The 20,987-nt window shown below is 34.5% G+C and carries 21 protein-coding genes and 1 other RNA gene; 2 read left to right on the forward strand and 20 right to left on the reverse strand.

Annotated features, from left to right (window positions below; all coding sequences use genetic code 11):
* Positions 1 to 3: 3 nt before the first annotated feature.
* On the reverse strand, positions 4 to 1,191 hold the full coding sequence (locus tag G6O70_RS10605) for a class I SAM-dependent methyltransferase (protein ID WP_057869913.1): 1,188 nt from the start codon (positions 1,189 to 1,191) through the stop codon (positions 4 to 6).
* Positions 1,192 to 1,405: 214 nt separating this feature from the next.
* Here G6O70_RS10605 and G6O70_RS10610 point away from each other — a divergent pair, with 214 nt between their 5' ends.
* Positions 1,406 to 3,574, forward strand: a complete 2,169-nt coding sequence (locus G6O70_RS10610; protein ID WP_057869894.1) for an LTA synthase family protein — start codon at positions 1,406 to 1,408, stop codon at positions 3,572 to 3,574.
* Positions 3,575 to 3,833: 259 nt separating this feature from the next.
* On the opposite strand, the gene G6O70_RS10615 is transcribed toward G6O70_RS10610, so the two are convergent.
* The 9 genes from G6O70_RS10615 to trhA form a co-directional block, all read right to left on the reverse strand.
* Positions 3,834 to 5,285, reverse strand: coding sequence for a sensor histidine kinase (locus tag G6O70_RS10615; protein ID WP_057869895.1), 1,452 nt, complete (start codon positions 5,283 to 5,285; stop codon positions 3,834 to 3,836).
* Entirely contained in the window at positions 5,285 to 6,010 is a 726-nt protein-coding gene (locus tag G6O70_RS10620; protein ID WP_057869896.1) for a response regulator transcription factor, read from the reverse strand. Before G6O70_RS10620 ends, G6O70_RS10615 begins: the two co-directional genes overlap by 1 nt.
* Before the next feature lie 183 nt (positions 6,011 to 6,193).
* Positions 6,194 to 6,561: a transfer-messenger RNA gene (gene ssrA, locus G6O70_RS10625) on the reverse strand.
* A 42-nt stretch (positions 6,562 to 6,603) separates the two neighbouring features.
* Entirely contained in the window at positions 6,604 to 7,953 is a 1,350-nt protein-coding gene (locus tag G6O70_RS10630; protein WP_258236134.1) for a L,D-transpeptidase, read from the reverse strand.
* A 120-nt stretch (positions 7,954 to 8,073) separates the two neighbouring features.
* Complete coding sequence (locus G6O70_RS10635) at positions 8,074 to 8,559, reverse strand: universal stress protein (RefSeq protein WP_057869897.1); 486 nt, start codon at positions 8,557 to 8,559, stop codon at positions 8,074 to 8,076.
* Positions 8,560 to 8,582: 23 nt separating this feature from the next.
* Positions 8,583 to 8,759, reverse strand: coding sequence for a hypothetical protein (locus G6O70_RS10640; protein ID WP_223390148.1), 177 nt, complete (start codon positions 8,757 to 8,759; stop codon positions 8,583 to 8,585).
* A complete protein-coding gene (locus G6O70_RS10645; protein WP_233419167.1) occupies positions 8,749 to 9,426 on the reverse strand; it encodes an NAD(P)H-dependent oxidoreductase in 678 nt (225 codons plus the stop codon). The genes G6O70_RS10640 and G6O70_RS10645 overlap by 11 nt, the downstream gene beginning before the upstream one ends.
* A gap of 14 nt (positions 9,427 to 9,440) precedes the next feature.
* Positions 9,441 to 10,130, reverse strand: a complete 690-nt coding sequence (locus G6O70_RS10650; protein WP_057869900.1) for a ribonuclease H family protein — start codon at positions 10,128 to 10,130, stop codon at positions 9,441 to 9,443.
* A 77-nt stretch (positions 10,131 to 10,207) separates the two neighbouring features.
* The gene (gene trhA / locus G6O70_RS10655; RefSeq protein ID WP_057869901.1) at positions 10,208 to 10,840 is read right to left on the reverse strand and encodes a PAQR family membrane homeostasis protein TrhA; all 633 of its coding nucleotides are present in this window, start codon (positions 10,838 to 10,840) and stop codon (positions 10,208 to 10,210) included.
* Positions 10,841 to 10,988: 148 nt separating this feature from the next.
* Between trhA and G6O70_RS10660 the strand changes: the two genes are divergently transcribed.
* Positions 10,989 to 11,504, forward strand: a complete 516-nt coding sequence (locus tag G6O70_RS10660; protein ID WP_057869902.1) for a DUF1836 domain-containing protein — start codon at positions 10,989 to 10,991, stop codon at positions 11,502 to 11,504.
* Positions 11,505 to 11,806: 302 nt separating this feature from the next.
* Here G6O70_RS10660 and G6O70_RS10665 read toward each other — a convergent pair whose 3' ends face one another.
* The 10 genes from G6O70_RS10665 to G6O70_RS10710 form a co-directional block, all read right to left on the reverse strand.
* Positions 11,807 to 12,670, reverse strand: a complete 864-nt coding sequence (locus tag G6O70_RS10665; RefSeq protein WP_057869903.1) for a class II fructose-bisphosphate aldolase — start codon at positions 12,668 to 12,670, stop codon at positions 11,807 to 11,809.
* A gap of 139 nt (positions 12,671 to 12,809) precedes the next feature.
* On the reverse strand, positions 12,810 to 12,965 hold the full coding sequence (locus tag G6O70_RS10670; RefSeq protein WP_083481933.1) for a FeoB-associated Cys-rich membrane protein: 156 nt from the start codon (positions 12,963 to 12,965) through the stop codon (positions 12,810 to 12,812).
* A complete protein-coding gene (feoB, locus tag G6O70_RS10675; protein ID WP_057869904.1) occupies positions 12,962 to 15,088 on the reverse strand; it encodes a ferrous iron transport protein B in 2,127 nt (708 codons plus the stop codon). Before feoB ends, G6O70_RS10670 begins: the two co-directional genes overlap by 4 nt.
* Complete coding sequence (locus tag G6O70_RS10680) at positions 15,067 to 15,561, reverse strand: FeoA family protein (RefSeq protein ID WP_057869905.1); 495 nt, start codon at positions 15,559 to 15,561, stop codon at positions 15,067 to 15,069. Before G6O70_RS10680 ends, feoB begins: the two co-directional genes overlap by 22 nt.
* Positions 15,562 to 15,757: 196 nt before the next feature.
* Positions 15,758 to 16,435 carry a phosphate signaling complex protein PhoU gene (gene phoU / locus G6O70_RS10685; protein WP_057869906.1) on the reverse strand — a complete coding sequence of 226 codons (678 nt, stop codon included), beginning with the start codon at positions 16,433 to 16,435 and terminating at the stop codon, positions 15,758 to 15,760.
* Positions 16,436 to 16,453: 18 nt separating this feature from the next.
* Positions 16,454 to 17,209, reverse strand: a complete 756-nt coding sequence (gene pstB, locus G6O70_RS10690) for a phosphate ABC transporter ATP-binding protein PstB (RefSeq protein ID WP_057869907.1) — start codon at positions 17,207 to 17,209, stop codon at positions 16,454 to 16,456.
* An 11-nt stretch (positions 17,210 to 17,220) separates the two neighbouring features.
* The gene (pstB, locus tag G6O70_RS10695; RefSeq protein WP_057869908.1) at positions 17,221 to 18,030 is read right to left on the reverse strand and encodes a phosphate ABC transporter ATP-binding protein PstB; all 810 of its coding nucleotides are present in this window, start codon (positions 18,028 to 18,030) and stop codon (positions 17,221 to 17,223) included.
* Between the two features lie 12 nt (positions 18,031 to 18,042).
* Positions 18,043 to 18,930: a phosphate ABC transporter permease PstA gene (gene pstA, locus G6O70_RS10700; RefSeq protein ID WP_057869909.1), complete on the reverse strand. Its 888-nt coding sequence runs from the start codon at positions 18,928 to 18,930 to the stop codon at positions 18,043 to 18,045.
* A 1-nt stretch (position 18,931) separates the two neighbouring features.
* Positions 18,932 to 19,849, reverse strand: coding sequence for a phosphate ABC transporter permease subunit PstC (gene pstC / locus G6O70_RS10705; protein WP_057869915.1), 918 nt, complete (start codon positions 19,847 to 19,849; stop codon positions 18,932 to 18,934).
* Positions 19,850 to 19,960: 111 nt separating this feature from the next.
* The gene (locus G6O70_RS10710; protein ID WP_057869910.1) at positions 19,961 to 20,857 is read right to left on the reverse strand and encodes a phosphate ABC transporter substrate-binding protein; all 897 of its coding nucleotides are present in this window, start codon (positions 20,855 to 20,857) and stop codon (positions 19,961 to 19,963) included.
* Positions 20,858 to 20,987 lie beyond the last annotated feature (130 nt).

The raw sequence follows: 20,987 nt of genomic DNA on the forward strand, positions 1-20,987 counted from the left end.
AACTTATTTTCGTCCTTTAGAGACACTTACTATAATCGATTTAAATGTATTTCCTTTTGCAAAAGACTTATCAACTGTAAAGTCTTCACCAGCCCGATAAATATCTTCAACTTCATAATGATAATCAGCATCAATAAATGCATCAGCAACTATTTGTTTAAATCTTTTCATTGAGATAGTTGCCGAATTGGCAGTTAAAATCATCGTGCCACCATCTTTAATACTCTGTAATGCCATTTGAATTAGGTCAAAATAATCCTTATTTAAAGAAAAAGAACTCTTTTTTCCACGTACAAAGACAGGTGGGTCCAAAACAATCACATCGAACATAATATGATGTTTTTGCGCATAGTCCAGATAACTAGTAATATCCATTGCACGGATTTCCTGTTTGTCTGCGACTATATTATTCAATTCAAAATTTTCTTTTATTTTTGAAGTGTTCTTTGAGTTCAAATCAATACTGACTGTTTTGAATGCACCACCTATCTTAGCAGCGACAGCGACAGCACCATTTTTACTAAAGCAACTCAAAACAATTTTTTGGGAAGCATACTTCTCTTTTATTCCAAGAAGTAAGTCGCGTTCCTCAAAGTTAAAATCGAAATCGCCATTATTTAAATGGAGCGCAAAATTCATCCCATTTTGTTTAACTTCCAACACATCTGATGCTTTTTCACCTTGCACATGTCTTCTCTTTAGGCCATCATTTTGTACATTAAATTGCAATTTTTCGTATATACCTTTTGCATCACTCACAGCCATGCTAAATGCCTCATAAAGCAATTCACGATGATAATAAAGCCCTTGATTCTCAAAGGTAAAGACGTAAAAGCCAGCAAAATAATCAATATTTAGTCCGCCTATCCCATCGGCACTTCCATTAAAGAAACGAAAAGCATTTGTTTCTTCATCGTAATAAAATTTCGTACGTTTAACCTGTGCCATAGTAAATAGCTTTCTATAAAAGTCAACATTAATATACTGGTGTTCATCTAAAGAAAGTATCCAACCATCTGAGTTCCTTTGTTTTGCTACATATGCATATGCAACAAAAACTTTATCTGATACCAATTTAATTAAAGATCCATCTTCTTCATGTTCACTTTTAACAAAATCTCGCATACTTAATTGCGGGAAACCATCTTTGTATTTTCTTGCAGCTTCTTTTGTAATTTCAATCGTTTTCAAATAAAAATCTCCTACTATAATATATTCATCATTAATCATAACAGACTTTCTAACAAAAAACTCTGATTACTTTATTTTTTATCAACTACTTAATTCAATTTGTTATTAGTTACTAAATCTTTTATAATTATTGCTATCTTAAATTGACTTAATTTGTTTTTTTGTTTTAGAATAAATCATCAGTGAACTTTTCGGAAAGGACGGTTCTACTACCGTGTACTTATCAAAACTAAAAAAGAGTTTAAGCTCTCGCTTTGGCTTTTTTCTCTTATTAGTCTTTCTCTTTTGGCTAAAAACTATTACTGTATATTTAATTGATTTTCGTCTCGGAGTTACCGGAATTTATCAATATGCAGTTCTTTTAATTAATCCTATAGCAACAACTGTTTTATTTTTTGGCTGTGCACTCTATGTTAAACGCACAACCCCAGCGTATCTAACACTTTTTTTAATATACATTGCAAACTCCGCACTGCTATTATTTAACATCATTTATTATCGTGAATTTACCGATTTCATGACTATTAATGTTATTTTTGGGTACTCCTCCGTTTCAGAAGGCTTAACAACTAGTTCTTTCGCATTATTAAAACCGCAAGATATTGTTGTGTTTATCGATGTTATTTTACTAATAATTGGTTTCGCTACACGTTTCATTAAATTCGACCGCAATCCCATTCCAACAAAACAAGCAGCCGCAGTAACATCATTCGCCCTTTTTTTTCTTGTTTTTAACATTACCCTTGGTGAAATAGGTCGACCACAATTATTAACTAGAACTTTCGATCGTAATTATCTAGTCAAATACTTAGGTATTGATACATTCACGCTGTATGACGGTTTGAAGACTGCAAAAAACAATCAAGTTCGTAATGAAGCAACTAGTTCGGACTTAAATACAATCCTGCAATTTACAAGAAAACATTATGCCAAAGCAAATTCTAGTATGTTTGGGATTGCCAAGGGGCGTAATGTGATTGTTATCCACTTAGAGAGTTTTGAACAATTTCTAATCAATTTTCGTTTAAATGGAAAAGAAGTCACACCTTTTTTAAATAGTCTTTACAATAGTAATTCTACTTACAGCTTCTCTAATTTTTTTAATCAAGTAGGACAAGGAAAGACTTCCGATGCAGAAAATATGCTTGAAACTAGTACATATGGATTATCACAGGGTTCTCTTTTTTCTTCACTTGGAACTGACAACACATTTGAGGGTGCTCCTGCAATTTTGAATCAAAGAGCAGGATACTCGAGTGCTGTATTTCATGGGAATAAAGGATCTTTTTGGAATCGTAATAATGTGTACAAAAATTTAGGGTATCAAAATTTCTTCGACGCGAGTTATTTCAATACTAATGCTAACAACCTTACCGAATATGGCTTAAAAGATAAATTACTTTTCCATGACTCCGTTAAGTATCTAGAAAGGCTTCAACAGCCCTTCTATGCAAAATTTATTACCGTTTCTAACCATTTTCCATACGAACTAGACAAACAAAATACAAGTTTTAAAGCAGCTAACACAGGTGATACTTCCGTTGATAATTATTTTGTAACTGCTCATTATTTAGATCAATCTGTTAAGGAATTCTTTGATTACTTGAAGAAGAGTGGTTTATATGATAATTCAATGATTATCATATATGGTGATCACTACGGAATATCTAACTCGCGTAATCTAAAACTTGCTTCATTACTTGGTAAGTCATCATCCACTTGGACTGACAATGATAATCTTCAAATGCAACGTGTTCCATTTATGATCCACATCCCTGGAATTCAAAATGGTGGAGTACAAACGCAATATGGTGGTGAAATTGATGTCTTACCAACATTGCTCCACTTACTTGGCATTAGTTCTAAAAGATATGTTCAATTTGGAACAGATCTTTTCTCCAGTGATCACGATCAGGTAGTAGCTTTTCGAAATGAAAACTTTACAACACCTAAGTATTCTGTAATCAATGGTGATATCTATGATAATAATACTGGACTTCAGATAACTCATCCTTCAAAGAGTCTTGCTGCTAAGATAAAGGCAGAAAGTACGAAGGTCAATACTGAACTAACTTTATCAGATACTTTGAACAATAAAAATCTTTTACGCTTCTATATTCCAAAAGGTTTTACACCTGTTAATCCCAAAAACTATAATTATAAGAATGGTTTTGGGCAAATTTCGGAAATTCAAAGAATCCTAGGTAAAAGCTCTACTAGTTTATGGAGTAAAAATGGCAACAAGACAACCATCTCCGATTATATTTCTGATGCTCCTGAACTTGAAACAACCGACGATAACGCAAAAAACGCTTCTAGTGCAGCAGCTTCTACTAAAGCTTCCTCTTCCATTAGTGAAAGTTCTAATTCATCAAGTAATTAACGTCAAATTAAACATCAAGTAAAGCAACGATTACTAGAATTGTAATATGCAGTAATCAGCTTATATACCACTCATATACTTATCTAGAGTAAAAAAATATAGGGTTAGGTTAAAAAATTAATTTTGACTCAACCCTATATTTTTTTGAACAAACATGTCTCTCCCATAAGTCAAAGCTCTTCACCTAATTCGAGTTGTTACCAAGAACCTTGACTCTCATGTCACATTTTCTTTTTTATTATTCATATCACAAAAACGACTATCTCTTATCAGGAAATATCAGAGTGAATGTAGTTCCTAAACCTAATTTGCTAGTTACTTCTACTTTACCTTTATGCAACTCCATCAATTGTTGAACAATGGAAAGTCCCAGACCAGATTCACCATACTTAGTGTTCTTTCGTGAAGGATCTGCTTTATAATATCTTTCCCAAATGTTTTTTAATTGTTCGTCTGACATTCCCATCCCATCATCTGAGATTCTAAAAATACTGCACCTGTGTCCACGCTCAGCTGAAATAGTGATTGTTCCATTCTCAGTAAACTGAATTGCATTCTGTGTGATATTGAAAATAATCTGTACAAATCTATCATAGTCAGCATAAACTTCTAATTTTTGAGGTCCATTAACTTCCAATTTATTACCAGAATTATCAGCTTTTTTACGCAATTGTTCTTGAACATTTCTCAATACATCCATTCCATTAAAACTTGATTGTCTCAAATCAATTTGTCCACTTCTGATTTTCTCATAATCAAGATTTTCATTAACAAGTCTAATCAACCGTTTTGTCTCATTACGCATCAATTTAATACTCTTGTCCTTGTCTTCTTCAGGAATTGCATCGTAGACTAATCCCTCTAAAAGACCATTAATAGTTGTCAATGGTGTTCTCATCTCATGTGCAGCATCTGCCATAAATTGTCGTCTTCTTTGTTCTTGCAGACGTATCTCTTCATTAGATTTTTTCAAGGAAACTGTCATTTTATTAAAGTCTTTTGCCAAATCATCAAGTTCATCTCGTCTATTATCAATTACCTTAACATCAAAGTTTCCATTTGCAACTGCCCTTGTTACTTTTCGTAATTTACTGATTCTCTTAGTTATATAATGAGCCAAGAAATAACTAATAAGCATGCCTAAAAGTGCGGAAATCAGCAATACATAAAAAAGATTCTTTTGAATTTTGGTAAAAGATTCTTGAATACTAGACACTTTAGCACCAACAGAAATAACAGCTACTAGTTTTCCTGAACTATCAAAACATGGTGCTAAAATATCAGTCATTCTTTGTTGATTTTGTACATTTTGTTTATCAGGTCCACGCCAACCCAAATCACTCTTTCTTCTTAAAATTTTACCTTTTTCTAATTTCTTCCAGTCTTTAGCCGAAATTGCAGATTTATATCCTTTTTTAGGATACAAGGTATCATTTCGACTAGTATAAATGGTAAAACGCACTTGTTGATTACTCAACAAAACTTCGCTAGTTCTCAATTTATCAACATTTAAAGTCAAAACTTGTTTACCTTTTCGTGTTTGAATCATCATTGATTGATTCTTCAAACTATAAGCATACCCCTCTAATTGTTGCCATGTATTTTCATAAATTACTTCGCGTGTTATATGAAAAAAAGAAAATCCCAAAATCAGTAGAAGGGTCATAATTAGTATAAAAAAGGCAAGCATTTGCTGATAAATTAACTTCATTATTCCTTCACCTCAAGGTCGTCAAATTTATATCCTACCCCCCAAACTGTCTGAATTACCTGTGGTCCTACCTTCTCAATTTTTTGTCGTAACTTTTTAATATGTGCATCAACTGTTCTTTCATCACCATAGAATTCATAATGCCAAACTAACTGCAATAATTGATCCCTTGAAAAAACCTGTCTTGGTTTTTGTGATAAGGTCTTCAAAAGATCAAATTCCTTAGGTGTGAGATCCTTAATTATATTATCATAAAGGTACGCTTCTCTTGTTTTTGTACTTAGTTTAAAATGATCTGTGATAACATCAAAAGAAGCATCATCGTCTTCTTGCTCAACCGAAACCGGATTATTAGTTAAAGCAGCTCTTCTATGCAAAGCCTTGATTCTTGCAATCAAAGTAATTGGACTAAATGGCTTAACAACATAATCATCTGCTCCCATCTCAAGCCCCAACACTTGATCACTTTCTGAATCACGTGCTGTCAAAATAATAATAGGAACGGTTGTTGAGATAGCTCTGATTTCATTATTAACTTGAATCCCGTCCATTCCAGGAAGATTTAAATCAAGCGTAATCATATCCCAACTTGTTGGACTCTCCTTAAACTTGGATAGTGCCTCAAGTCCATCATAAGCATACTCAACATGCCAATCTTCCTTTTTAAAAAACATTGCCATCATTTCAGAAACAGATTTGTTATCTTCAATCATTAATAATTTCAAGTTATCCACCCATCCTTTTTTTATGCTTTCATACCCCGAAAAGCTAAAACTGTCACTAACAAGTTATCCTATACTAAAAATGTGGCATTTGTTTGAAATTTCTGAAAAGAAATAAAAAAACCAGATATTTTTATAACAAAAAAGGTTGTCGAATTTCATTAATAATTCAACAACCCTCAATTCATATGGAGATGGCGGGGATCGAACCCGCGTCCAAGCATATCGGCACTTAAACATCTACGCTCATAGTCATATCATTTAAAATTCATCATTAATCGCGCCATACGACAAGGCTAACATCAATGACTAATCTGATTAATCTCTTCTGTCAACTTCAGATGGGAGCATTCAGCGTAAGTCCACTTAATTTAGGACCTGAAACCGATACATGGACGATATCGGGCAGATCTACACTAAAGCGCGCTTAGGCAGCTAAAGCGTAAGAATTGTTATTATTTTTTGCAGTTATATTTAACTGAGCGTCTTTACGTCACGCAACTACGAAGCGCAGTCCAAGCTCGACCTATACCTGTCGAATCCAAAACATCCCCATACTCAAATAATAACATAATATACAAAATAACTAAAGTAAATTAATAAACAACCACGGCTTCTTTTTGTGAGAGACTGTTATACACGCTCTCCATATTAGCACTTGGCGTGTTCGCACATCCACCGGAACCATTAGTCAGATATGCTGTACTTGACCAATCGGTTCTCCAGCTAGCATCATGGAATCCACATCCACTACTAGTAAATTGAGCCCAATAGTTAACTTTCACAGAATAATTCGCGTTCCCAACTTCGCTACCTTCTAATGTAGCTGGGGACTGTTTGTACATTATATACCAAACACCTGTTGGAGTATCTTCGTTTGTACTATGTTTTCCCGTTACAATATTAGTTGTATAAACTTCTTTTCCATCTATATAAAACCACGCTCTTTGATCCTGAATTGATATTTCTGCATAAGTCGTACCAATGCCATCATTTGTTAAATTATCGTATCCAGTTCCATAGGTCAGATAACCAACTCCATAGATGTCAGAGGCAGCGTCAACCTCACTTTTATTATTAATAAAAGCAGCACTGATTGTTTCATACGAATCGCTGGTCTTAAGAGCCCAACCATACGTACCACCAGGAACATTCACCGTATCTCCTGCATGAGTCTTGAAAGAGATTGACTTTTGAAGAGTGGCCTGCTTGTTATTAATATCGTTTATCTCATTTACTATCCCATCTTGAGAAATTTGGTACTTATCACCAATATATGTTGCCTGATTAATTACATCTTTAGCCGCTAAAGTATAATTTGTTTGTTGTACCTTATACACAACCGTCCGTTTTGCTAAAGTCTCTAATTTTTCTTTTTGCTTTTTTACCTGATTACTTGAACTTGTTACTGGTTGAATAACAAACTTCTTTATATTCGTAGTAGGCTGATTTTTTTGCTTATCATATGCTGTTAAAATTTTAGCTACATTATACTGATTTCCCTTTTTTGAAGCAGTATATGTTATCTTTCCGTAGCGCAAGACCGCATGTGAATCAACTGCTGCAGTTAATTTGCTGTTTTTCTTGTCTAATAATTGCTTTAATTTTGGTTTAATAACATTGGTTCTATAATTACTCACATTTGACGGTGTGATCTGATAGCTTATTTTTCTTGATTCTGGCAGAAAGGTCCATTGTTTTTTAAGCAACTGTCTAATTTTGCTTAAATCCTTCTGGGTAAATCCAGAACTTGTCTTCTTACCCTCAAGTAATAACTTTCCATTCAAATAGACATTATTATCTATCTTCTCAGACTTCAATTGTGCAAGAGCACTTTTTTCATTTAAACCACCAACTGAAACACCATTTATTTGTATGTTCTTATTAAAGTGAGTTGAACGATAGTATGTGTAACCACCAAGGACTGCTGCAATTAAAAAAACCACTATTCCCCCAACAGTTAACGCTACTTTATGCTTGATTTTGACCACCTCATATTAATTATTTTAATTTATAGCATACCACAAAAATATTGCAGAAATAATTCTTTTGCATATTAAAATTAACTACTTCCGTATTACTAAAACCGAACATGGAGAATTCTGTGCCAAATAACTAGCTTGAGAACCAATAAAAATTTTCTCACGTTTACTTACATGTTTTGTTTTTGATCCACAGACTAACACATCTGGTTTAAAAGTTGGGATAATATCTGAAATAATTGTAGGTGCTGGTTTCCCCTCTGCTACAAAACCCTCAACTTCCTTAACACCATGTTCCTTTGCAATTTTGACATAAACATTGACATCTGCAAGCAAAGAACTACTGATTTCATTTCTTTTTTCAGGACTAAGGGCCTCAAAAACATTTAAATCCTCTAATTCAAGTATTGAGACAATTCCTAACTTCGCTTTATTTCTGGATGCAAGTGTAACTGCAAATTGAAATGCCTTAATTGAAGAACTCGAATCATCTTGATCAACTGCCACTAAAACTCTTGAAAATGGTTTATCCTCAATCTCAAATTGTAAATTTTTCTCATTAACTGCCATAGTACAAAACACTTCCCTTCAACTTACCATTTTTGTGGATTCCATAAACGACCATCTAATTCACTTTCTGCCTGTTCAATTCGTTTTCCCTGCTCCTCACAAAGTTCAGTAAGATACTCAAAAAAAGCTCTTTTTTTATAATCCTCTTCTTTTGCAGCTAACTTACTTACTTCTGCTGTTAACCATTCACTAGTAGTCATTGTCATCAACTTTCTTTATCAAATCAATTTCAGTTTTTAATTCAGATAGCCTGTCTGCCTGTTCAACAAAATTATCAAGGACTAACCTTATCATAGAATTATTCTCATTAACGGTTAACTCTTTCAAAAACTTGATTGCCCATGCCTGTCTTTCTTTAAAATTAATCGGTTGATTTAACTGCAGATACTGTAAATAAGCTATCAACAACTTTTTTTTAGCTGTCTCAGTCTGATATGCAAATTTTTCAATAACAAAATAAGGAATTAATGTCAATCCTAATCTATTTGCCAACGCACCTAGCGGACTAAGTAAACTTGAGAGAGAGTACTTCTCGCTGCCACCTAATCGATAAGATTTCTCAGATTGACCAATATTTACAACAATTCCCAATTCCTTACACTTTAACCAAGTTTCATCATCTTGCTGGATGGTTATCCTCAGCCATTCAAACAAGATCCCAGGTGCGCTATACCACAACAATGGAAACTGAAAAATAATTCGCTGATTTTCATGTAACAATGTTCTGTTTCTAGTAATTTCGCTCAGAGTCACGTCATTTAGTTCCAGCCATGTGACACTTTCTGAAATTTTTGCTGTTTCCTTTAAAAACTGTTGTGTGCTGGATTCCTTAATTTTTGGATGTGCAACGACCACCAATGTTTTCAAGTTCGCTACCTCCACTACATTTTATCCATTGTCTTATTCAATAATTCATCAACAAATAAATTACCTTCATTATCCAAGTGACCTTTTGTCCAACTAAAAACAATATTAGGAAATTCAAGCAATTGTGTTGCAATCTTTTGCCAAAGTTCTTGATTGGCCACTGCTGTACCATTTGAAGTCTTCCAACCACGTTTTTTCCAATTAGACAGCCAATTCTTATTAATAGCATCAAGGACATATCTTGAATCAAGAATTGCTAGTATTTGCTTGTTATTCAACTTTTGATTTTCCAATTCTTCCAGCGCTCTAAGAAGCGCCATAATCTCCATCCGATTATTAGTAGCACCATACTCGCCAGCAGAAGCAGAATATCTCTTTTCACCTTCAACAAACAAAAATGCCCAAGCAGCTTTATCGTCTGCTTTTACATGTTGTCCCTTCTTATTACCATTATTTCGTGAACCACCATCTGTCCACAAAACAATGTCTGCTTCACTTAAGTGTCTTTGCTTACTATTAACCTGACTTGTCTTTTTTTGAACAAATTGCTCTGGATTGTCTAACCAGCCCTTTGCCTCAGACAAATTGTTAAAACCCTTGAATCGAGCTTGTTGATAACCTTGGACTTGCATTTGACACTCAGACCAAGTTTTATATATTCCAGGTTTTCTACCACGGGACACAACATAATACTTAAATGCGATTTTGAATCATCCTCACTTTGTTATTAATAATTATAATACATTACCACAAGTTTAACTATTTTTGTAACCTTTGTTGTTTATAGAAAAAGATAGATAGAGAAAAACATGGCAATTGACCCTAGCATAACAAAAATATGCCAATAAACATGTGCATACTTTACACCTTTGATACTATAAACACCCGCGCCAAAAGTAAACATCAATCCTCCTATAAATAGAAGTGCGAAACCAATTGTACCAAGTGAAAGGAACAAACTCTTAGCTCCTAATAAACATAACCATCCCATCAATACATAAGTTAAAGTTTCAACCCACTGTAACTTACTATTATGCACAAATAAATGAAATAATATGCCAAGTACTGACAATATCCAAATAATACTCAACATCCAAATTCCTTGATTACCCCTAATTGCTAACAAACAGTATGGCGTATATGTTCCTGAAATCAATATGAAAATACTACAATGGTCCATCGTTTGAAAGAACGTTTTTGCTTTTGTAAAATACAATGAATGAAACAACGTAGATGATATATATAGTGTCATCAAAGAGATCCCGTATACTAAAAACGAAGTCAAAACTATCCCACTGTGCTCTGCTACACCTTTAATTATTAGCAAGACAACGGCTGCTATACTTAGCGTAATTCCTACACCATGAGTGATACTGCTCCAAATTTCATTTAACAATCTTTCTTTTGTGTTCATTTTTATCTCTCCTAACATCAACTGGTTATACAGTTAATATAACATAGATTTGAAGTCTAGGTAACATAAAATTAAAATTTTAATTTTAGATTTAGATTACTACATGTGCTATACTTAAGGTATCTAATTGATGAAAGAGGTTTTTTCAATGCATAATGAATTCGAAAAATGGTTGAAAGCTTTTAGTGAGGAAAGATTACCACTCTGGAATGAATTTCCTGATTTTGATTTGTACATGGACCAACTTGTAAATTTAGGTAATCGTTACTTGGAGAACTTCATTGATGTAAAAATAACTGCTTCAATGATTAATAGTTACGTAAAAAAAGGATTAATGGAGCGACCCAGCAAAAAGAAATATACAACCACAAATGTTGCAGAACTGGTTGTAATCAGTCTCTTAAAGTCAATTTATCCTCTCGAAACCATTCGCAGTGGTATAAAGCAGTCTACAAAAGATATGTCAATTGCAGATTCATACAATTATTTTGCTAATCTTTTCAATCGTACTTTATCAAGTTTTAGTCTCACAAACTCCCCTCAAGTAGACTCATTTAATGAAAATATGATTCAATTAACAGAACAATTTGCAATTCATGCAGTTATCTACAAGATGATTGGCGAAAAGCTTGTAAATCTACAAAGAATTTCTAAAACTAATTAGCCTCTATTCAAGAGTCGTTATTTTATATGCTACATTGTAGCGCTTTTTGATTGACCATTACTATATATTCATGCTAATTAATAAACTTTTACATTTTATTATATTAATTTAAAAAAGAGAGTATGGCATAAGTCAGGATAATTGAATAGCAATTCAAAGTTATGAATATAGCGAGTGCTTTGCTAATAGTAATTCGAATTAGATGGAATAAATAAAGAAGTAGAGTCAAAATTTAACTTTTGGCCCTACCTCTTTTTATTAACTAAAAAAAGCAACCTTTTAAAAGGTTGTTTTTTAATAAATTATTTAGCTTCTGGTGTACCAAACCATTCAATGCGTTCTTTAACAACATCTGTGATTGCTTGTGCGCCAGGTGCAAGAAGTTTACGTGGATCGTAACCCTTACCTTGTTCGTCCTTACCAGCTTCAATATATTTGCGAGTTGCAGCAGCAAATGCTAATTGACATTCAGTATTAACATTAACCTTTGAAACACCCATTGCAATAGCCTTTTGGATTTGTTCCTTAGGAATTCCTGAACCACCATGCAATACAAGTGGTGTTTCGATAACATCAGCAAGTTCCTTCAAACGATCAAAGTTCAAACCTGTCCAGTTTGCTGGGTACTTACCATGGATATTACCAATACCACATGCCAAGTAGTCAACACCTGTAGCAGCGATTTGTTTTGCTTCTTCAACATCAGCTAATTCACCAGCACCAATAATTCCGTCTTCTTCACCACCAATTGAACCAACTTCTGCTTCAACTGTGATATTTTTAGCATGTGCTAAAGCAACAATTTCCTTAGTCTTTTCCAAGTTTTCTTCAAATGGAAGATCATGACCATCGAACATAACGGATGTATATCCTACTTCAATACATTCTTTAGCAGCTTCATAGTTACCATGATCAAGATGCATTATAACAGGAACAGTAATTCCCATTGACTTAACAGTTTGTTGCACCAAGTTAAGACATAATTCGTATCCACCCATGTACTTTGCAGCACCCATCGATGTTTGAATTAAGATTGGTGTGTTTGTTTCTTGCGCAGCAGCAAGAATTGCACGAGTCCATTCCAAGTTATTTGTGTTGAATGCTCCGACTGCATAGTGACCTGAGCGAGCAGCATCAAAGATTCCATTACCGTTTACGATTGACATAAAACAGCCTCCTAAATTATATTACTCTTTTGAGTACGTCTATATTCTAACACATTTTCATGACAATTCTAATTAATATTTGAAAGTTTTCACAAAAGGTTAGTACTAATAGCATAACTTTTCATTAATGAGAACCTTCTCAATGGTGCTTCTTTATTTTACGTGTATCCACAAGTGGGCAACCTACGTCTTCGCAATCATGACAACCGCTACTACCCTTCTTCAAAAAACGTGAATATATTACATAAAAGAATGCTGAAAAAATTACTAATGCCAAAATAACTGTAGCAATCATATTATCGTACTTCCTTTCATTTCGTCTTGAATTTCAAATATCTGCTCATTTTTGTCTTTCTTAATAACCAAACAATATGCAAATACAGCAATGACTACTAAAACTGCTGTAACAGCCTGCCAACTAATATTATTATTAACTAGTTGGTAAGATTGAAATAGCAATAAAGCTACTAAATATGCAACGGCCGTCTGATACCCTACGGCCTTCAGTGTCCATTTTACATCCCCATATTCTTTATACATTGTACCAATTGCAGCGAAACATGGAGCACAAAGTAAATTAAATGCTAAGAACGAATAGCCCGCCATTGCTGAATATGTACCTCTCAATGATTCTGCAAAGGCTGTTGCTGTCCCGCTTCCAAACGCAATTCTAAGTGTACCAACACAATTCTCTTTTGCAATTAAACCAGCTATAACCGCAACGGTAGCCCGCCAATCTCCAAAACCCAAGGGAGCAAATAGTGGTGCTAAGATTGTTCCGAAAGTCTTCAACATACTTTTTGACTGTGAAACAGCTTGTAATCTAAAATTAAAATTCGAAAGAAACCAAATCAAGACACATGAAGCAAAAATAATTGTTCCAGCTTTTTTAATAAAGCCACTTGCCCTATTAATCACCTGATTCAAGACATTCGCTGCTCTTGGAAAATGATATGCTGGTAATTCCATCACAAAAGGTAGTGGTGGCCCAGAAAACAATCTAGTTCTTTTCAAAAAAATTCCCGAACCAACAACTGCAAGCATTCCCATAAAATATGCGGAAGGCGCTATCCAACTTTGATTTGGAAAAAAAGTCCCTGAAATAAGTGCTATCACAGTTAATTTAGCTGAACAGGGCATAAAAGTCGTAAGCATGATTGTCATTTTTCGATCTTTTTCGTTTTCAATTGTTCGCGTCGCCATTATTCCAGGAACTCCGCATCCCGTAGAAATTAACATTGGAATAAATGATTTTCCTGACAAATTAAATTTATGAAATATTCGATCCATTACAAAGGCAATTCTTGCCATATAGCCGCAATCTTCTAAAATACCCAGACACAAAAACAGCATCATTATCTGTGGAACAAATCCCAAAATTGAGCCCATCCCATTAATTATTCCATCAACAATCAGTCCCTGCATCCAGCCTGCGACTTGTAAACTTTTTAAAATAGAAGTTACATAATTGGGAATCCATTCCCCAAAAAGAACATCGTTGACCCAATCTGACCCCATAGTACCAATTGTCTGAATAGATAAATAATAAATTAACCACATGACTAAAACAAAAATAGGTAAAGCCAAAAAGCGATTGGTCAAAACCACGTCCAATCTATCACTCAAACTTGCTTGAAAATCATCTGTAGAAATCACTGACATCTCAACTATTTTTGAAATAAAATCATAACGTGCATTGACAATTATACTGTCACTATTTTCACCAAATATCTCTTCCGCTGTTTCAATTATTGCTTTAATATCTTTTTTCTTTTTTTCATTAAGCTGAAGCTCTTCATTGATTTGCTCATCACATTCAAACAACTTGATTGCATACCATCTTAGCTTATCTGCTGGTACGATACTCCTGATTGTATCTTGAATCATGCTCAGAGCACTTTCAAGTCGTTCATCATACTCTGGATAGGTGTACTCTGCCTGATTACTTTCAATTTCTTTTTCTAATTTCTGAATGTTTTTCTTTTTTAATGCACTGATCCATACGATTTTTAGAGATAGAAGATAAGAAAGCTTCCCTATATTTATTTTTTTTCCTGATTTTTCAGCAATATCCATCATATTCAACGCTAGGACTAATGGAGTTCCAGTCTCCATTAGTTGCAATGTTAAGTATAGGTTTCTTTCTAAGTTGGTTGAATCAACTACATCAACAACTAAATCAGGTTGCTGACTTATTATAAAGTTCCTAGTTACTCTTTCTTCTATACTGTAGGGTGACAAGGAATATGTACCTGGTAAATCTTGAATAATAATACTAGCATTTGTTTTTAATTTTCCAGATTTTTTTTCAACCGTAACTCCTGGCCAGTTGCCGATTGTTTGGTTTGAACCAGTAAGCAAATTAAAAAGAGTCGTTTTCCCACTATTGGGATTTCCTACGAGGGCAACATTTCCCATTTCTCCACACTCCTAACAACCACATAATCAGCTTCTTCTTTACGTAAACTCAACTTATATCCTCGTAATTCAATCTCTATTGGATCACCCAACGGAGCAATTTGACAAACTCTAATCAAGGTATGTCCTGTCAATCCCATATCCAATAACCGTCTTCTTAAAGGACGAGAGCCATTAATTTTGATAGCAATTCCCTCATCACCGACACCCAACTGGGATAATCTCTTCAATTCATCGTCTCGTTGTTCATCGGCACTAATCACAAGTAAATTACTTGCAAGTGATTCATTTAACGCTAGCCTTTGTCCCTTCAAAACGATTACTTTACCTGTATCGCTAGTTCCACTCAATAAAGTAATTGTTGTATTATTCACAATTCCAATCTCATTAAGCCGCCTTACCAATTTCTTATTTCCAAGTATCTCCGTAATAATATAACTACCTTTTTTATTAATTTCAGCTAACGTCTTCATTGATTAATTCACCTCTAAATGAGAACTGTTTTCATTTATGTAAAAAGTATCACAAATTTTTTTCTAGTACAATCCTTTTTTATAAAAAAAGAGACCACCAAAACTATCATGTTTTGTGTAGCCTCTCTAATATCATTAACGAATCCCATAAAAACAGGTTTTAAAATGTTAAATTTTATTCATTTTGCCCAACTAATTAATTGCTTTTGGTAGCCTCGGTTGGCCCCAATTCAACAATTCTTCCCGTATTTGTGTAGACAATCCATTCAGAAACATTAGTTATATAATCACCCATTCTTTCAAAATGAGTAGCCATCACCATGTATTCTGAACCAACACCCACAAAATCAGAATCAGTCTGCATTGCATTCAGTGCTTTTCTTCTAACCTGACGCAAGTAGTCATCATTCACTTCATCGTTATCGGCCAAGCTTCGTGCTTTTTCTTCATCATTATGAACATAAGCATCAATTACATCCAATAACATTTTGTGGACATGCTGGCTCATTGCCACCAACAATTCCTCAATTTCTTTATTACGATTTTCTTCACTAATTCGCTTGACTGAATGGACAATACTTACAGCATGATCACCAATTCTTTCTAAATCTGAACTTGCCTTTAATATTGTGATTAACACTCTTAGATCACTAGCAACAGGCTGTTGTAATGCAATAACTTGAGCAGTTTTTCTTTCAAGGTAAATTTCACTTTCATTTATTGCAAAATCATTTTCCAAGACTTTTTTGGCAAGTTCTTCGTCATGATTTTGAAAAACACTAGTTGCATTTTCAAGTGCTTTTGCAACATCAAAGCCCATTTTAGCAAAATCTTGATGCAGATTTTCAATTTGTTTCTCTAAAATTTTTCTCATCTTAATTCCCCCTTGTGCCTATCCGAATCGTCCACTAATATAGTCATCTGTTTCTTGTCTCTTCGGGTTCAGAAATACCCCTTTTGTTTTTCCTTCTTCAATTAATTCTCCATTCAAGAAGAAAGCGGTCCTATCGGAAATTCTTGAAGCTTGTTGTAAGTTATGTGTCACTATAATAATAGTATAATTATCTCTAATTGTTAAAAGCATATCTTCGATTAAACCACTTGATACTGGGTCAAGTGCTGAAGTTGGTTCATCAAGTAAAATGACATCAGGTTGAACAGCCAACACTCTCGCAATGCAAACACGTTGTTGTTGCCCACCTGAAAGGGAAAGTGCACTTTTATGCAAATCATCTTTAACTTCATCCCAAACAGCAGCTTGTTTTAAACTTTGTTCGACACGCTCATCCAATAACTGCTTATCTTTAATTCCAGCTATACGCAATCCGTAGGTAACATTTTCGTAAATTGAAAAAGGAAATGGATTAGGCTGTTGAAAAACCATTCCAACTTTTTTCCTGAGATCAACTGTATCCATCTTTGGACTATAGATATCTTGACCATTAATTCTGATGCTTCCTGTCATTGTAACAGAAGGTATTAAATCATTCATCCGATTAAGTGTCCTTAAATAAGTTGATTTACCACAACCAGATGGTCCAATTAATGCATTGATCCCTTTAGCCGGAAATGCTAGATTAATCCCCTTCAAAGCCTCTTTTTTTCCATAATACAAATGTATATCTTTTGTAGTAATAAATTCTTCCATATCAGCGCCTCCTAGCCAAAGTTCCCAGAAATATAGTCATTTGTTGCTGTGACTTTTGGTGTTGTAAAAATATGCTTTGTCTTATCATATTCTAGAATATGACCTAAATGGAAGAAAGCAGTATAATCACTAATTCGCGAAGCCTGTTGCATGTTATGCGTCACTATAATAATAGTATAACGCTTCTTTAACTCAACTAGGGTTTCTTCGATTTTACTTGTTGAAATCGGATCAAGAGCACTAGCTGGTTCATCAAGCAGTAAAATGTCTGGTTTCATAGCAATTGTGCGCGCAATACAAAGACGTTGCTGTTGGCCTCCTGATAATGACCATGCACTTTTATTTAAATCATCTTTAACTTCATCCCAAAGAGCGGCATCTTTTAGACTGCTTTCAACAATCTCTTCTAATTTTTTCTTATTTTTCAAACCTTGTTCTTTCAAAGCAAATGTAATGTTCTCACGAATAGATTTTGAAAAAGGATTAGGTCTTTGAAAAACCATCCCAATGTGTTTTCTCATCTCATAAACATTAATTTTCTTTGAATTGACATTCAATCCACGATATTGAATCTCACCTTCTACTCGGGCAACATTGTCGTTCATCCGATTTAATGAGCGTAGATATGTTGATTTACCCGATCCAGAAGCACCAATTAAAGACGTAATTCTATATCTTTCAAATTCCAAATCACCATCAAAAAGTGCATGATTATCACCATAGAAAACTTGTAAATTCTTAGTAGCAATCGCAAGTTCATGTTCATTAGAATCAAATTTTAAAATATTTTTTTCATTAAAATCATATTTATTAATACCCATCAACGAATCCTCCTACTTGGTTGCTGTTAATTTACGATATACTTGATTACCAATCAAACGTGCAGAAAAATTGAAAATCAAAACCGCAATTATTAAAACAGCAGATGATCCAGCTGAGACCGCTGCCGCATCAGGCATAACACCCTCAGAATTAATTTTCCAAATATGGACTGCCAAAGTTTCGGCTGGTCTCATCAAATTAAGTGGACTGGTTGTGTTGAACGGGTTCCAGTTACCAAAATCAATATTAGTTGCACTTTGACCAGCAGTATAAATTAAAGCAGCTGCTTCCCCAAAGACACGACCAGCACCTAAGACAACACCTGTTATAATTCCAGGAAGTGCTTCTGGTAAAATAATTTTAGTTACTGTTTTCCATTTCGACAATCCCAAAGCTAGGCCCGCTTCTCTTTGGAGATCAGGTACTGCTCTTAGTGATTCTTCAATATTCCTAGTTAGTAAAGGTAAGTTAAAGAACGTAAGTGCGATTGCACCAGACAAAATTGAAAAGCCCATTCCCATCTGAACAACAAATAATAAGAATCCAAATAACCCCACAACAACTGATGGTAGTGAACTTAAGACTTCAATTGCCATCCGCACTGTAGCAGTAAACATATTCTTTGGAGCATATTCAGACAGAAATATTCCTGCACCTAATGAAATTGGAAAAGAAATTATTAAAGTTAACAATAATAAATAAATAGAATTAAATAATTGCACCCCGATACCTCCACCACTTGTAAAAGCTTGTGATGCAGCAGTCAAAAAGTGCCAGGAAATATGCGGAACACCTGAGATTAAAATGTCACCTAATAAGAAAGCTAGAATTAAAACAACTAGCCCAGCAATGACACGAATAACTGTAATAGCTATATTATTTTGTAATTTTGTTTTCATATTACATTCTCCCTTTGCGTCCAATAAATCTTACAATAATGTTGAAGACCAATGACATTAATAAAAGCATTAATGCAAGTGACCAAAGCGCATTATTACCCACAGTACCCATAACTGTGTTCCCGATTCCCATTGTAAGTACACTTGTCAGGGTTGATGCCGGTGACAATAACCCCTTAGGCATTACCGCTGCATTACCAATAACCATCTGAACAGCAAGTGCCTCACCAAATGCACGAGCCATACCAAAAATAATTGCAGTTAAAATACCAGATGTTGACGAACGTAGAAGAACTTTATAGATAGTTTGCCATTTTGTCGCACCTAATGCCAAGGAAGCTTCTTTGTAGTAACGTGGGACCGCTCTTAAACTATCTACAGTCATTGATGTAACAGTTGGAAGAACCATTACGAATAACACGAATGCTCCAGACAATATACCATATCCTGATCCACCCAAATGTGTTCTAACAAATGGTACAACTACGGACAAACCGATAAAACCATAAACAACTGAAGGAATTCCTACCAAAAGCTCAATAACACTTTGTAAAAGCTTTTCGCCACGTTTAGAAGCTACCTCTGTCATATACAATGCTGTCCCAATTGCAAAGGGAGCCGCAAAAATAACCGCTAGAATCGTTACCCCAAAAGAACCCGTAATCATTGGTAAGGCTCCTAAAAGTGGATTACCAGCTTTGTCTGTTGCGGAAGGATTCCAATTTGTTCCAAAGAGAAAATCTCCTATATTTGCTTTATTAACTACAAAAGTTGCCAGTCCCTTCGTTGCAACGAAAGCAAAAATTGATAACACAACAATCACTATTAATGATATGCATGAATACGATAGAATTTTACCAATTATATCTTGTCTTGTTTCCTTTGATGTACTTTGAATCTTATCCTTGATAGGATCCATTAAAATCACCTCTCCACCAAAATTTGGGAGTAAACTAAATGAATTTTCACTTAGTTCACCCCCATTAACCGTCATTGTCTAATGCGGTAACCTTAAAACTATTACAACTTGTTATTTAATATCCGTAACTTTATTATTTGCATCTTTTTGAACTTTCATCTTGCTTATAGAAACGTAACCAAGTTCCTTAACCAAACTCTTTTGAACTTTGTCAGATTTCATGTAGTCAAGAAATGCTTTTGTAGCTGCATTTGGTGTACCTTTTGTATACATATGTTCATATGACCAAATTTTCCATTTGTTTGTTGTTACATTTGCATCAGTTGGTTTTACACCATCAACTGATACTTCTTGAATACTAGAAGTAACGTATGAAAATGCTAAGTAACTAATAGCACCTGGTGTTTCAGCAACCATCTTTTGAACAGTTCCGTTTGAATCTTGTTCTTGAGATTTAGCAGCTGTTTCGCCATTCATAACATTTGTTTCGAAGGTTGCACGTGTACCACTACCCTCTGCACGATTAATTAAAACGATGTCTTGATCCTTACCACCTACATCTTTCCAGTTGGTAATCTTACCAGTAAAGATGTTACGCAATTGCTTCATTGTTAAGTTCTTAACACCCACGCTCTTGTTGACCACAGGAGCCATTCCCACAACGGCAACCTTGTTGTCTTGAAGCTTGCTTGCTGTTATACCATCACTGTGCTGTGCAAAGATATCTGAGTTACCAATTGTTACTGCACCAGATTGAACTTGGCTTAAACCTGTTCCAGAACCTCCACCTTGGACAGTAATACTTACTTTAGAATTATCCGTTTGGAAATTTTCCGCAGCTTTTTCTACTAATGGTTGCAATGCTGTTGATCCAACAATTGTAATCTTACCTGATACTGCCTTACTTGAAGCAGATGAAGATGATGAACTTGAATTAGATTTCCCGCATCCCACAAGGATAGCCGAAGCGGCAATAATAACTGTAGCAATTTTGGTGAGCTTTTTCATTTTTTTTCTTCTTCCTTTCGTTGTTACAAACATTATTCTATTACATGATTGTAAAGATAAACGTCACTTTATTGTAACGTTTGTGTAAAGGAATGTTTTTTATATATTTAGTCTTAATGCCTTTTCCATA

The organism is Liquorilactobacillus hordei DSM 19519 (assembly GCF_019443985.1).
Classification (GTDB): Bacteria; Bacillota; Bacilli; order Lactobacillales; family Lactobacillaceae; genus Liquorilactobacillus; species Liquorilactobacillus hordei.